The sequence below is a fragment of the Pseudozobellia sp. WGM2 genome (assembly GCF_017810075.1).
In the GTDB taxonomy this organism is placed as follows: domain Bacteria; phylum Bacteroidota; class Bacteroidia; order Flavobacteriales; family Flavobacteriaceae; genus JADNYK01.
This window is the reverse complement of the sequence record NZ_JADNYK010000010.1, coordinates 13,007-26,279: the sequence shown is the minus strand read 5'-3', so window position 1 is coordinate 26,279 and position 13,273 is coordinate 13,007. Positions and strand designations below refer to the sequence as shown.

The window sequence follows — 13,273 nt, the reverse complement described above, 5'->3', positions numbered from 1 at the left end:
CTCTTTAATTTCAACCTAGTGGATTTTATCTTTTGGCAGGAATTACCAATGGACGTAGAATACCTTTGGTTTTAGGAAAAACGATTGCATTCACAACTCTAAAGCCGACAACTAACAAGATATAAATTAACAGCATAATTTAAGTTTTAGGTTTATCAAGTTTATTAATAGAAGACCGTTTATGAATCTATGCCAGTTTGGCTCGGTTATATTTGGTTGAAAATGATAACGCTTTTTTCACTCTAGAATTTTTAGACTTGTACAATCGAGCTATACTTTTTGGTGCAATAGTCTCATTTTTCTCAGTAGAGTCAACACTGATAGGGCTATCAACCAGAACAATATCCATTTTAATAAATTCAGACTTAACATCTATCTCATTATTTGCTAGGGCCATAGCACTGAATAACACAAAACACAATAAGGTGACAGCAGTTTTCATAAGTAACATTTGGGTTTTACTAAATAACCCCAAGACTACCGTTTCTAAAGGATTTGGTCGCTCAAAAGCATTTAAATTCGTTAGGTATCGAATCTCACGACAAACCGATTATTTTTCTCGATAATGGTCTTTAATAACCAATACTCCAAATCGGGACAATGTGTATTTTAACGAGCCATTTACTCATGAAACCTGTCATTTCTAAGACTAGAAATGTATACTAAGTCTAGTAAATATCTATTTGAATGCGGAAGTAGCGGAAATCAATTGGATATAAAAAAATTTATAAGCAAATAAAAGAACTTAAATTATGCCATTTTAGCGCGGTTTCTTTTGGTAGTAAAAGAAAGTGCCTTCTTCACTCTGTAGTTTTCACGCTTGTATAAACGAGCTACCTCAGCTTTGTTTTCAAGAGTTGTTTCTTCAACCGTAATTTCAATTGCAATTGACATTTCGACTGTCTCTACTTTTACTTCTTCAGTAGCTTTCTGTGCTTGTGCAGTAAATCCGGTAAAAAGAACAAAAATTAAAGTAGCGATAGTTTTCATGACTGTATGTTTTATATATATAAAACCCTACAGACCCCATTTTGAGGGGTTTCGCTTCGTTCAACGAGTTTAAAAACTCGTTAAATGACCTAACTTGGGACAAAGTGCAAAAAACTTCCGATAAACGTTATGAGCCCTAAAAACCACTTACCGAGCTAAGGTGCATTTGAACCGAAATGTTAAGTGATTGCATCCCTCCCAATTAAATTATACAACTACATTGCATCACATTTATCAATATTCGAATGGTAACCAAGACTTCCGAAAAAAAGCTGGCCATAATCGGTGTAGGCCCTCGTGGGCTCTCAGCTCTCGAACAATTCTATCATACTTTGGTGCAGCGGAACCATCAAATAAAAATTACCACTACGCTATTCGAAACTTCCGAAAATCTAGGTTCGGGCAGTGTGTGGAATATCAATCAACCCAATAGTAATTGGCTGAATATCTCTGAGCGAGCACTTCAAAATTTAAAAGGGCGTCCCGAATTAAAAATTAAGGAAATTAGTATTCCTGCATTTCCTTCCTATACCCATTGGCTTCCAGAAAATGAAAGAGAATTACCCAACAAATCTCCAGATCGTTTTCCTCCGAGAAATAAACTAGGGCGTTACTTACATGAAAGGTTTGATACCATTGCTAAACCGCTATTAGCACATGATTTGATTTCTATAAAAAAAACACAAATTGAACGTATAGATTTCAATCAAGAAGAGTTTGCATTATATGATCGTGAAGGTCTTATAGAAACCTTCGACGAAGTCGTTTTAACTATAGGTCACCAACCTACAGAATTATCTTCACAACTGAAAAAATTTAAAGAGCATAGTCAAAATAAGCCGCAAATCGTGTTTTATGATGAACCATACCCTGTAACCCGCATTATTGAAAATAGCCAAATCTCTAGTGAAAGTATTGTAGCGATTAGAGGGTTCGGACTTGCGATGATAGATGTAATGAGAGCACTTACGATTGAAAGAGGGGGTTCATTTAAAACTCTAGACGAGAAAACTCTTGCGTGTAATTACGCCCCTAGCGAATCAACTCCTAGAAAGATTGTGCCTTTTTCTTTGGATGGATTACCACTCGCTCCAAAACCTTTCTCTTCAGAAATAGACGAACTTTATAAGCCTACCGAGCAAGAAATCATAAATTTCAAGCAAATAGTTTCAGAGGCTGCTTCTGGAAAAAGAAACGTTTCCGGTAATGATTTTCTGAAAAACGCCATTGCAAAGATAGCAGCGCGTGTCTATAACGATTTGGGAGCTAGCCGTTACGATATGGGCACGGATATCGAAGAACTCAAAGAAGTGGTAATAAACTGGTTAGATGATGAGCATTTTCAGCACAAGACACTGCTTTCCACAAAGATGGAAACAATAGATATTATTGAACGTTACGTTAATATGGCACTCAATCTCACTCCCATATCATTAGATTATTGCATCGGTCAGATATGGCATCATTGCCAACCCAGCTGGTACGAAGCGTTTTCCCATGCTGATATGAACGATGATAATATTGCCAAAACAATTGCCCTGCACGAACGTTTAAAACGATTTTCTTACGGACCACCAGTAGAAAGCATGCAGCAAATATTAGCATTGATTCGAGCAGATGTACTTGATTTAGATTTTTTGTCAGACCCAGAGATACACATCACACAAGACGGGTGGCTTATAAAAAAGAATGATAATGCAGTAACTGCTACTATTATGATCAACAGTGTGCTTGACGCACCTAGACTATTAAAGGTTATCTCACCTATTATCATTCATCTTTTAAGGCAAGATTACCTCGAGCCTATACATTCAGAATTAGGTATTGAAACCAATGCGAACGGACTTATCAAATCGTCGGAAAAAAGTGAACTAATCCCCCTAGCAATTTTAGGAAGATTAGCTAAAGGCAGCGTGGTCGGGGTTGATGCTATTTTAGAATGTTTTGGAGAAAGAATTACCAATTGGGCCGAAGGAGCTGTTTCTCGCCTAACTTCAAAATAAATAAAAAATTAAGCCATTTTAGAGCGGTTTCTTTTCGTAGTAAAAGAAAGCGCTTTCTTTACTCTGTAGTTATCTCGCTTGTACAAACGAGCTACCTCAGCCTTATTTTCAAGAGTTGTTTCTTCAACTGTAATTTCAGTTGTAATCGTCATTTCGACTGTCTCTACTTTTACTTCTTCAGTAGCTTTCTGTGCTTGTGCAGTAACTCCGATAAAAAGAACAAAGATTAAAGTAGCGATAGTTTTCATGACTGTATGTTTTACATATATAAAACTCTACAGACCCTATTTTACAGGGTTTCGCTTCGTTCAACGAGATTAAAAACTCGTTAAATGACCCAACTTGGGATAAAGTGCAAAAAACTTCCGATAAGCGTAATGAACCCTAAAAACCGCTTATCGAGATTAGATGCATTTGAACCCGATTTTTAGAAAGGTTTCTACATTTAGACTCGAACTTTATGGTAAGAACAAACAAACTTTCTTCACGTAACACATTTTTTTCTATTTTTAACCCCATGGATTTGAAGAAAATTTTCGGAACAGTACTTACACTCTTAGGTATTGGTGGTTTAATTTACACAGCTATTCTCTTTGCCAACGAATCGGGCACTACAAAAACTTTAATAGTCTATGGCGTTCTTGGGGCAATCTTCTTTTTTTCAGGTGTTGGTCTCGTACGAAATACATCTGGCAAGTCGTAGAAACTTCTAAGAGAATCATTTTCATTGAGGGATAATACCAGCCTCCCATTAAATCATGTCATTATATTTTCTAAGACACTTCTTTTCGAAGTATTTCTAAAGGTGGACTGCGAAGTACCTCTCTGTTGTTCAGCACCCCAATAATCACCACTAGACCTGTTATAAAAGGTATTACAATTACAAAGGGTACCCAAGAGGGTATAAATGTCGCTTTGAAAACAAAAACAGCCAATAAAATGCTGCTTACCAATGCCAGAAGTACACCGGTCGAAGTACCAAGTAGGCCTAAGTAAAGATATTCTAAAACTGCGATTCTAGAAATTTGCTTGCCCTTTGCACCCAATGTTCGCAATAGTACACTTTCTTTTATACGTTGGTATTTACTCGTACGAACGGAACCTATCAAAACTATTATACCTGTTAAAATACTAAAGAAGGCCATAAAATTAATAACCCACGAAATCTTATCTAAGATACCTTCTACTACCGTCAACACCTGTCGTAAATCGATTATCGATACTGTTGGAAATTTACTGACCAGGGCTCGCTGAACCTCAGCAGATTTAGTTTCGTCAGGCGCATGAGTCGTTAACACATGAAACTGAGGCGCATTCTCCAATACCTTCGCAGGAAATAGCACGTTAAAATTCAATTGCATTCGCCCCCAATCGATTTCCCTTATGTTCGCAATTTCGGTTTCCATTAAAACGCCTTGCACATTAAAAGTGAGTTTATCACCTAGTTCTACCTGTGCATCGCGTGCCACATTATCTGACAGTGAAATAGGAATTACATCATCCCTATTATAGTCAACGGGCCAACTACCTCCCGTAGAGTTTTCTGAAGCGATTAACGAATCCCGATAAGTAACCCGAAATTCATGGTTCAAAACCCAATTGTTTATTGTGGATGTGGTATCATTTCGAATATCGTTAACTTGACGATTCTTGATTTTTTGAACACGCATGGTCACGATAGGTATATTATTTAAAACGGGAAGACCCAACTCCTCAATGCGCTCCGCTGCCATTTGCTTGTCTTCCGTTTGAACATCTAGAAGAATAAGGTTAGGCGATTCCTCATTGTTTTCCAAATTCGCTTTTACGAGAAGAATATCCTTAGAGAAATATAATGTACTGATTAAGAATGTACCGACCCCAATGGCCAAAATTAAAACCAAGGTCTGATTGTTGGGTCTGAAAAGGTTCAATAGACTCTGTCTAGCCGAGAACCCCCAAGAGTATGGAAAGTTGTTTTTTATAATCTTCATAAAGAGAATCGATACACCCGAAAGAATCGCGAAAACCGCAAGAATTACACCTACGAACGAGAATGCATATTTCCAATTATCCAATAGAAATTGTGCAAATATCAAAATGAAGAATAGTATGGCCAACATAACAATAAAGTTGGCTCGTCTAGACTTTGACGAACTTTCTTTTTGCACACGTAAAACCTCTAATGGCGATACATACCATGTAGCCAGCAAAGGTGACAATGCAAACAGAACAGACATAAATACACCTAATAACAGCCCCATTAATATAGGCTCGAAAGAAAATGTAATTTCTATTTCGAAAGGTAAGAACCCTTCGATAAGCAAGGGAAAGAATTGCTGAAGCGACAAGCCTAAGAACGACCCTATAAGCCCCCCGAGCAATCCCATAGCCGAAATCTGAATCAAAAAAATATAGAAGGTTTGCTTTCGTGTGGCACCCATACACTTAAGCACCGCAACCGATCGTAATTTTTCCTTAATATAAATGTGTACCGAACTTGCCACACCTACACAACCCAAAAGAAGGGCGATAAATGCAACAAGATTCAAAAATTTACCAAAATTATCGTAGCGCCTGCCCAACCGTTGACCTGTAGATAAATGTGTATCTAAATCTGCACTTTCGGCATCGAGTTGAGGGTCGATTTTTTCATCGAGTTTCTCTAAATCTTGATTGGGTTCAGCAACAAAAAAGTAATCGTAATCGATTCTACTACCAACTTGTATCAGACCGGTAGCGTCTATCATGTCATACGGTATAAGTACCGGTGGCGCCACTTGGGCCGAAACGCCACTACTGCCCGGCATCGAAATTAAGGTGCCCACCACCGGAAGTTTAACTTTTCCTATAGCAATAGAATCACCATGTACCAACCCATATTGAAGCATTAAAGTTGCATCTACCAAAGCACCACCGCTTTCTTGATATGTTTTCGCTGCATTCGCCGGACTTGTTTCTAATTCCCCATAAAACGGAAATCCCCCTTCGACCCCCTGAACCTTGACCAGCTTTGTAGCCTTGCTTTTACCAAAAACGGCCATTGAAGGAAAATTCACCCCTTTGGCATCGGCACCACCTAAAGAATCGATTATTTGCTGAACCCTTTCATTCGGGGGTTGCTTACTATCAATAATGAAATCAGCCCCCATTAATTCCTTTGACTGGAGTGAAATATTTTCTTTAAGGTTCTCACTAAAAGATTGTATCGAGACTACAGCGGCAATACCAAGAACTATTGACGCCATAAATAAAAGAAGGCGGTTACCACTGGCCTTACCATCTCGCCATGCCATTTTCAACAACCATTTAAAACCTGCCTTAGTAATTTTGTTTTGGCTCATACTATAATTGTTCGCTATGGGTATCGGCAAGCACTCGCCCACCCTTTAGGCGTAAAATCCTTTTGCATTTTCGCGCCAAATCTAAATCATGTGTAACTATCACTAAAGTTGTTCCGGCTTCTTTGTTCAAATCGAATAGCAACTGAACGACTTTTTCACCAGTCTCTTCATCTAAATTACCAGTTGGTTCATCTGCAAATAGAATAGATGGACGACTCGAAAAAGCACGAGCTAGCGCTACCCGCTGTTGTTCACCACCGGAAAGTTGAGATGGATAGTGGTCTATTCGATCGCTTAGCCCAACTTTGCTCAATAAATCTTTTCCGATTTTCTCAACGTTCGTCTTACCCTGCAGTTCGAGGGGTACTATCACGTTCTCAAGGGCAGTTAATGTTGGTAACAATTGAAAGTTCTGGAATATAAAACCCACATTACTGTTTCGTAAAAGAGCTCTCTCATCCTCATCTAAATTATCTAAATCGACTCCGCATAACTCAATGGTTCCTAAATCAGGGTAGTCAAGACCGGCCGCTAAGCCTAGCAGTGTTGTTTTACCGCTGCCCGAGGGACCGACAATTGCAAAAGTTTCTCCCTCATTAATTTGGAATGATATATCATCTAAAACCGTCAGTTTTTTAGAACCGCTATTATAGCTTTTCCCCAGCTGGTGAACGTTTAATATCTTTGTCATTAATGTATAATTATTTCGTATTCATTGTATCAGTGTTGATACACACGACTTTTGGAAAAATAAGCAATAGATTTATATTTCGAGACCTTTTGGCCATGCAGAACATCTTAAAATTTAGTTATTTTTTATCGGTCTTTCTTTTGATTTCATGTGGGGAGGCACCTAAAAAAGAATCTTCGGAAGATTCAGAGAAAACATCCAAAAACCAAAAAATAAATGAAACAGATGAAAAAGTTATTCTCTTTTTCGGAAACAGTCTGACTGCCGGTTACGGTCTAGATACAGAGGAAGCGTTTCCCGCCTTGATTCAAAACCGTTTAGACTCTCTTGAGCTTAACTACATCACCATCAATTCAGGATTAAGTGGTGAAACTACTTCTGGCGGACTCAACAGATTGCAATGGGTGCTGACTCAAAAGGTTGATATTTTCGTACTTGAACTAGGAGCCAACGATGGTCTTCGAGGCGTTCCGTTAGACGAAACCCGAAAAAATCTTCAAGCAATGATCGATTTAGTAAAGAGTAAGAATCCTGAAACCAAAATAGTTCTCGCCGGTATGGAAATTCCGCCTAATATGGGACAAGCGTACACCTCTGAATTCAAAACCATATTTCCAGAGTTGGCCGAAGCGAACGACGTGAGCCTTATACCTTTTCTATTGGAGGGTGTGGCCGGGAACCCTGAATTAAATTTAGAGGATGGTATTCACCCCACTGCGGAAGGTCAGAAAATTGTCATGGAAAATGTTTGGGAAATTATCGAAGAACTTATGAATAAAAGTTTTGTAAACCAGTAATCACACAGATTTTGGTGTTTTAATCATTAGTTCAAAATTTGATTGCTAATTGTTGACGTATTATTAACAGATTAGCAAGTTTCTAGATTTAAAAGTAAACTAGGATTGGGACAATTCTTTGAATAAAAATCTAAATCCTCTTTGGCACATACCCCTGGATAATCTCCGATATAGTCACCTATATCATTTATGAGTTGAAAGTGTAGATGGGGAGCATAGTTTACGTTTTCTTCAGGCGTACCTAACTCGCCCAATATGTCTCCTTTACAAAATGATTTGCCCTTATAGAGATCTATTAGAGAAGTGACGGATAAGTGTCCGTACAAAGAATAAAACACCTTTGATTTATTTTTGTGCTCAAGAATAATTGTCGGCCCATAATCTCCAGTGGCATGATTATTTCTAAAACTATGTACTTCGCCATTCAAAGGGGCTATAACCTTAGTACCCGCCTTACACCAAAAATCTAGCCCCAAGTGAATATTTCGTTGGGGTTGACCCATACCAGAAAAAATAGATTTGCATTGGTACAAATTTCTTTGTTCGAGATATCCGCCATAGGCAACTGTAGCATTGTTATTTTTCAAGACCTTATCAATATAATTTTGACATTCTTCTAAATCCTCAAAATCAAAACCCTTAAGCTCTTGATTATCAAAAGATAAATTTATCGCGGTATATTTATTGAGACTTACATCCAAAATAGGAATAGATTCCATTGAAAAAGGAGTATAAAAATTAGGAGTCATTTTCATTCCGTAAAGGTAAAGCACCAAATGTTATTTTTTGACAATGACAGCTCTGCATTTGGGTATAGATTATAGGTATATAATTGTTTGGAGTACAATATTTAATATATGATATCAAGCTATGAATAACCTGTCGATAACTTTAGTATTTTATCGATAAAGTAAAAAAAATATTGCAGCATGAACAGTATTTGAATAATTTGCATAGATATTTTGAAAAGGAAAATGAATTATTTACTAAAAATTTGAATTATGAAGCGTATCAATATTACCAAACTTTTCCTGCTAAGTTTACTTCTTGTTTCATTTGTAATGGTACCCGTAGCCTGTAGCAGTGATGATGGAGGGTCGGATACAGAACAAACTCCTGATCCTGATCCAGAGCCAGAACCCGAGCCAGAGCCGGAGCCGGAGCAAGTGGCTGATCCGACTAATGAAAATACAATTATAGAAGCTACTGAGCCTGAATTGATCGACGGAACAGGTACCGCTACAGTAACGGTCGAACTCGCTGATGCTGACGGAAACTCTTTAAATTCAAGTGGAGGAACTGTAACTCTATCCGTTACCGGTTCAGCAAATGTTTCTGATGTAACTGATAATGGTGATGGTACTTACACAGCCACCGTGACTGGTAATGATGAGGAAACAATCACTGTTTCTGGTGCACTTGACGGTGTAGACATTACCGATACAGCAGCCATAACATTTAATCCTGATGAATCTAACCCTGCACAAGAAGTCACTCAATCGACTGAACCTGTAGGACCTACACTTCTGAGAATTAACTGTGGAGGACCTGAAATCACTTACGGTGATATCACATTTTTAGAAGATCAATTCTTTGAAGGTCCTACGATTTCTTACACTAATCCAAGTGTCACTGAAATCGAAGACACTGAGATGGATGAAATTTTCTTAACTGAGAGAATTACGGATAATCAAAATGCCAAAGGCCCATTTTCCTACAGTATTCCAGCAACAAATGGTACTTACACAGTAAAACTGTATTTTGCTGAAATTTATTGGGGTGTAGACAATCCACAAATGTTAGAAGGTGGCGAGGGCAGTAGAATTTTTAATATTTCTATGGAAGATACTCAGATTTTCACAGGCTACGACCTCTTTAAAGAGCATGGTGCCGGAACCGCTGGTTCTAAAATGTATGATATTGAGGTGACTGATGGAGAATTAACTATTACCTTAGAAGCTTCTACGAACAAACCTAAAATATCTGCTATCGAAGTTTTCGGAACAGGAACAATCGGTTCTGAATAAAGGTTGTAAGTTTTTACTTATAATTATCTAGGTCTTTGAAGAACTTTTCTTCGAAGACCTATTTTTTTTGAACCTTTTGATGTAAGGTATCGTAGATAAACTACACTAATTAGTTAAAAATTGAATAATGCTTAAAGTAATAATTGTAGCTATATCTCTCTTATTTGGTACATCTTGTCAATCAAATACCAAAAAAACAGAATCGCCTGTTCGAGAAACACAGAAAAAGAAAGAAATAGTTAAACTGAGTGTGCAAGAACTTGATAATTATGAAACTGCATATTTTGCAAGTGGCTGTTTTTGGTGCGTCGAGGCCATATTTGAAAGTATTAAAGGGGTAAAAGAAGTTGTTTCCGGATATTCGGGTGGCACTAAAAAGAACCCAAAATATGAGCAAGTAGCCGCAGGTAAAACTAATCACGCAGAGGCGGTAAAAGTGTATTATGACCCTGAAGTAATTTCTTTCACAGCATTGGTTCAGGTGTTTTTTGGTTCTCATGACCCTACGACACTCAATAGTCAGGGGCCAGATCATGGTCCACAATATCGTTCTATCGCATTTTATAAAAATGAAAATGAAAAGAAAACAATCGAGAGCTATATTAAAGCTTTAGAAGAGAATGATGTTTACAACGGACGAACCATAACCACTCAGGTTATAGAGTTTGAAAAGTTTTACGATGCCGAAGCTTATCATCAAGATTATGAGAGAAAGAACCCGAATAATTCTTACATCAGAAATGTATCCATACCCCGCTTAAATCGGTTCAAGGAAAATTTCACCGATTATTTGAAAGAAGATTCAAATCACTAGAAGTAATATAACGGTTTTATAAGCGACTTCTTCAAGTCGCTTTTTTTGTCATTTCAGTACAACTTCTCCGTATTTAGAAGTAATCGAAACTGATTTTCTGGAATTTTCTTCCATATTAAACCCCGAGTAAGCTACTCCCTGATTATTTTTAATTGCAATCATTTGTACTCTTTCAGGAAATATAATTTCTGAAGCGATTTCACTAACCGAAAGAGCATATGCTGTTTTGGGCAATTCGCAGACCATTTCCGAATACTCTAAAACAACTTTCAAAGCTTCAAAATCATCGGATATGGAGCTAATATAAATAGGACCGAAGCTATTTTTGATATCGGCATTTTTGGTTAGATTGGTAATGGTTACTTCGGAAGACTTAGAACTCAATTTAATATTTGTAACGTTTTTTAAGTCGGTATACTCAGAGAAATTGGTTCGCAATTCGCCTTGAAACCAGTTTTCAACCTCTATTGGGGAGTATGAAGCCATTACCATAGTTTTATTACCCTCAATAGCTCTAGCAGAAAGTTTTGCATAAGAAAGGGAGGCTTCCAAGTTATTTGTGCGCTCTGCAAGTTTTACCTCACCATGACGAACATTCATCTTAATTCTAGCTGATTTTGGCATTCTAATTTTAATACTCCTTTTGACCTCGTACTTCTTACTTCTGCCGTCATTATCTTTATAAAAGATATTTGGTTGGCTATGAACAGATTTTTGAGCTCCTATTCTGGCTTGTCGTTCAACCATTCTTCTCTGGTTTAGCTCAGCCCGTTCTAAAGCTTGTTCCGCCCTTGCTTCAGCCATCTTATCGTGCGCTTCTTGTCTCTTCTCATGAACCTTTCGTTGTTTCTCTCCTATTTTTTGATGCCATTTTTCCATTCTCTCTCGATATGGTTCCCCAAAATTTTCTTCAAAATCCTTTTGCCAGTCTTTTAGGTATTTTTCACCTTTTTTCTCGTATTCCTCGTAATCAAATTTTGGTGAAGGTACAGGTGGCATTACAGGTAAATCTTCCATTTCTGATAGATTAAATTTAAAAGATTCCAAGTCAGGAAGTTCAGTAAGTTCAATATCAAAATCGATTTCGTTCGAAAGGTGAATTGGGCTTATTGAAGTACCCTTGCTTGCGATTGTAACCCGTCTACTGTTCCCCATAATTTCAAAACCGCTATTTTCAAAATAGTTCGAAACGTCATTTTTTAAACTACCTTCCCAAGTAATAGTGACCTCTATTACCACCTTATCCTTATTCCAAGTTTCGAATTCTATATCCGTATAACTTGTATTAATATCGATAACCACATCATCTTCCACATTAAAGTCTTCCGAGAAAGTTTTCGATTCACTTTGCCCGAAACCCCCTATGCTGATGAGGCATAGGGATGCCAGTAAGGGCTTAAATATTAGTTTTTGTAACTGCTTCATTTTTTGATGTTTTTAATTTTTTTGTTTTCTCTTTCAATTTTCGCATTAACTGCAATCGCAATTGTAAGTTTTTAATCATTGCAGTAATCGTTTGGTCATTGGGGCCCATTTCGTTAAGCTCTCTATTCAGCTCGCTATACTCATCGTTTAGCTCATTTAGTTGGCCCATAAAACTCTCAACAATAATTTTATTCTTTTCAGACACTTCCAATTTTGAAAGTTCTAGGTTGATATTCGCCACGTAATAATTTTCAAGCTTATTTAAATCAGGTGATAAATCGCCTAATGAAATACTCTGAGGCTTGCCCGGTTTTTCCATCTTATTCACAACCGTCTCATTTTCTGGGATATTCTGGTGGTCTGAGAAATACAATATCGACACACCAAGTAAGACAATAATCGAAGCTACCATGGCGATTTGCTGTCCATAATTTTTACGTTGCTCAGGTAATTCTTTCTCCAAACGCTCTAAAAATCGTTTTTCATGGCCCGACTTTATTTTAGGTTCGTCGGGTACATGCACCTCTTCAAAAAGTTTCCTAATATCTTTTGACATGCTCTTTTTCTTTCAATAATTTTTTTAAATAAACCTTGCCCCGCATTAAACGGGTTCTACTGGTGGTTTCGGTTAATTGTAAGACTTCTGCAATTTCACTATGGTCATAACCTTCCAATAAATACATCATTACGACGAACCTATATTTTTCTGGTAAATTCTTCATTGCGTTTCTAACCTCGTCTATGGTCACGTTATCAGCTACAAACCAATTTTCGTCTTCATCTATTATCACTTTCATATGTTCTTCTTCATAAGACGTAAACTCATGCTTCTTAGCTTTCAGAAAGTCAATGCACTGGTTGATGACAATTCTCTTTAACCAAGCACCAAATGTGACATCTCCGCTAAACTGCTCAATTCTCTGAAATGCTTTTATAAATGATTCTTGAACCATATCTTCTGCATCATCTCTGTTTTTTATATAGCGCATCGCCACTCTGAACATACCCTCACAATACTGCCGGTACAGTTTTATTTGAGCCTTTCTATTATTGGCTTTGCACTTTTGTACTATATCAATATGAAACATGGGTCAGATAGTTGTCGGTTTCAGTTGACTCAATAGTATGGTCTTGTTTTAAAGACGAAACAAATATTTGGATGTTGCAAAAAACGAGTAATTTTGAGTGAATTTTTTAAATAAA

At 37.3% G+C, this 13,273-nt stretch carries 14 protein-coding genes; 5 read left to right on the top strand and 9 right to left on the bottom strand.

Features of this window, described 5'->3' with window-relative positions; genetic code table 11:
• Positions 1 to 187 precede the first annotated feature (187 nt).
• Positions 188 to 442, bottom strand: a complete 255-nt coding sequence (locus IV512_RS18155; RefSeq protein ID WP_209405957.1) for a hypothetical protein — start codon at positions 440 to 442, stop codon at positions 188 to 190.
• A 308-nt stretch (positions 443 to 750) separates the two neighbouring features.
• Positions 751 to 990 (bottom strand): hypothetical protein, encoded by a 240-nt coding sequence (locus tag IV512_RS18150; RefSeq protein WP_209405955.1) that lies wholly within the window; start codon positions 988 to 990, stop codon positions 751 to 753.
• Between the two features lie 245 nt (positions 991 to 1,235).
• Between IV512_RS18150 and IV512_RS18145 the strand changes: the two genes are divergently transcribed.
• Positions 1,236 to 2,993, top strand: coding sequence for an FAD/NAD(P)-binding protein (locus IV512_RS18145; RefSeq protein ID WP_209405953.1), 1,758 nt, complete (start codon positions 1,236 to 1,238; stop codon positions 2,991 to 2,993).
• 8 nt (positions 2,994 to 3,001) lie between these two features.
• Here the strand turns inward: IV512_RS18145 and IV512_RS18140 are convergent, their stop codons facing one another.
• Positions 3,002 to 3,241 (bottom strand): hypothetical protein, encoded by a 240-nt coding sequence (locus IV512_RS18140; protein ID WP_209405951.1) that lies wholly within the window; start codon positions 3,239 to 3,241, stop codon positions 3,002 to 3,004.
• 269 nt (positions 3,242 to 3,510) lie between these two features.
• On the opposite strand from IV512_RS18140, the gene IV512_RS18135 reads away from it, so the two are divergent.
• Positions 3,511 to 3,696 (top strand): hypothetical protein, encoded by a 186-nt coding sequence (locus tag IV512_RS18135; RefSeq protein ID WP_100869172.1) that lies wholly within the window; start codon positions 3,511 to 3,513, stop codon positions 3,694 to 3,696.
• Between the two features lie 70 nt (positions 3,697 to 3,766).
• Here the strand turns inward: IV512_RS18135 and IV512_RS18130 are convergent, their stop codons facing one another.
• Complete coding sequence (locus IV512_RS18130; protein ID WP_245224941.1) at positions 3,767 to 6,316, bottom strand: ABC transporter permease; 2,550 nt, start codon at positions 6,314 to 6,316, stop codon at positions 3,767 to 3,769.
• Position 6,317: 1 nt separating this feature from the next.
• Positions 6,318 to 7,007, bottom strand: a complete 690-nt coding sequence (locus IV512_RS18125) for an ABC transporter ATP-binding protein (protein WP_209405949.1) — start codon at positions 7,005 to 7,007, stop codon at positions 6,318 to 6,320.
• A 95-nt stretch (positions 7,008 to 7,102) separates the two neighbouring features.
• On the opposite strand from IV512_RS18125, the gene IV512_RS18120 reads away from it, so the two are divergent.
• Positions 7,103 to 7,804: an arylesterase gene (locus IV512_RS18120; RefSeq protein WP_209405947.1), complete on the top strand. Its 702-nt coding sequence runs from the start codon at positions 7,103 to 7,105 to the stop codon at positions 7,802 to 7,804.
• A 71-nt stretch (positions 7,805 to 7,875) separates the two neighbouring features.
• Here the strand turns inward: IV512_RS18120 and IV512_RS18115 are convergent, their stop codons facing one another.
• Positions 7,876 to 8,523, bottom strand: coding sequence for a peptidoglycan DD-metalloendopeptidase family protein (locus tag IV512_RS18115; RefSeq protein ID WP_245224939.1), 648 nt, complete (start codon positions 8,521 to 8,523; stop codon positions 7,876 to 7,878).
• A 282-nt stretch (positions 8,524 to 8,805) separates the two neighbouring features.
• Between IV512_RS18115 and IV512_RS18110 the strand changes: the two genes are divergently transcribed.
• A complete protein-coding gene (locus IV512_RS18110; RefSeq protein WP_209405945.1) occupies positions 8,806 to 9,831 on the top strand; it encodes a malectin domain-containing carbohydrate-binding protein in 1,026 nt (341 codons plus the stop codon).
• A 127-nt stretch (positions 9,832 to 9,958) separates the two neighbouring features.
• Positions 9,959 to 10,645 (top strand): peptide-methionine (S)-S-oxide reductase MsrA, encoded by a 687-nt coding sequence (msrA, locus tag IV512_RS18105; protein ID WP_209405943.1) that lies wholly within the window; start codon positions 9,959 to 9,961, stop codon positions 10,643 to 10,645.
• 48 nt (positions 10,646 to 10,693) lie between these two features.
• On the opposite strand, the gene IV512_RS18100 is transcribed toward msrA, so the two are convergent.
• The 3 genes from IV512_RS18100 to IV512_RS18090 are packed head-to-tail and all read right to left on the bottom strand — an operon-like array spanning position 10,694 to position 13,158.
• Complete coding sequence (locus IV512_RS18100; protein WP_209405941.1) at positions 10,694 to 12,070, bottom strand: hypothetical protein; 1,377 nt, start codon at positions 12,068 to 12,070, stop codon at positions 10,694 to 10,696.
• The gene (locus tag IV512_RS18095) at positions 12,042 to 12,626 is read right to left on the bottom strand and encodes a hypothetical protein (protein ID WP_209405939.1); all 585 of its coding nucleotides are present in this window, start codon (positions 12,624 to 12,626) and stop codon (positions 12,042 to 12,044) included. The genes IV512_RS18100 and IV512_RS18095 overlap by 29 nt, the downstream gene beginning before the upstream one ends.
• A complete protein-coding gene (locus IV512_RS18090; protein ID WP_209405938.1) occupies positions 12,610 to 13,158 on the bottom strand; it encodes an RNA polymerase sigma factor in 549 nt (182 codons plus the stop codon). The genes IV512_RS18095 and IV512_RS18090 overlap by 17 nt, the downstream gene beginning before the upstream one ends.
• Positions 13,159 to 13,273 lie beyond the last annotated feature (115 nt).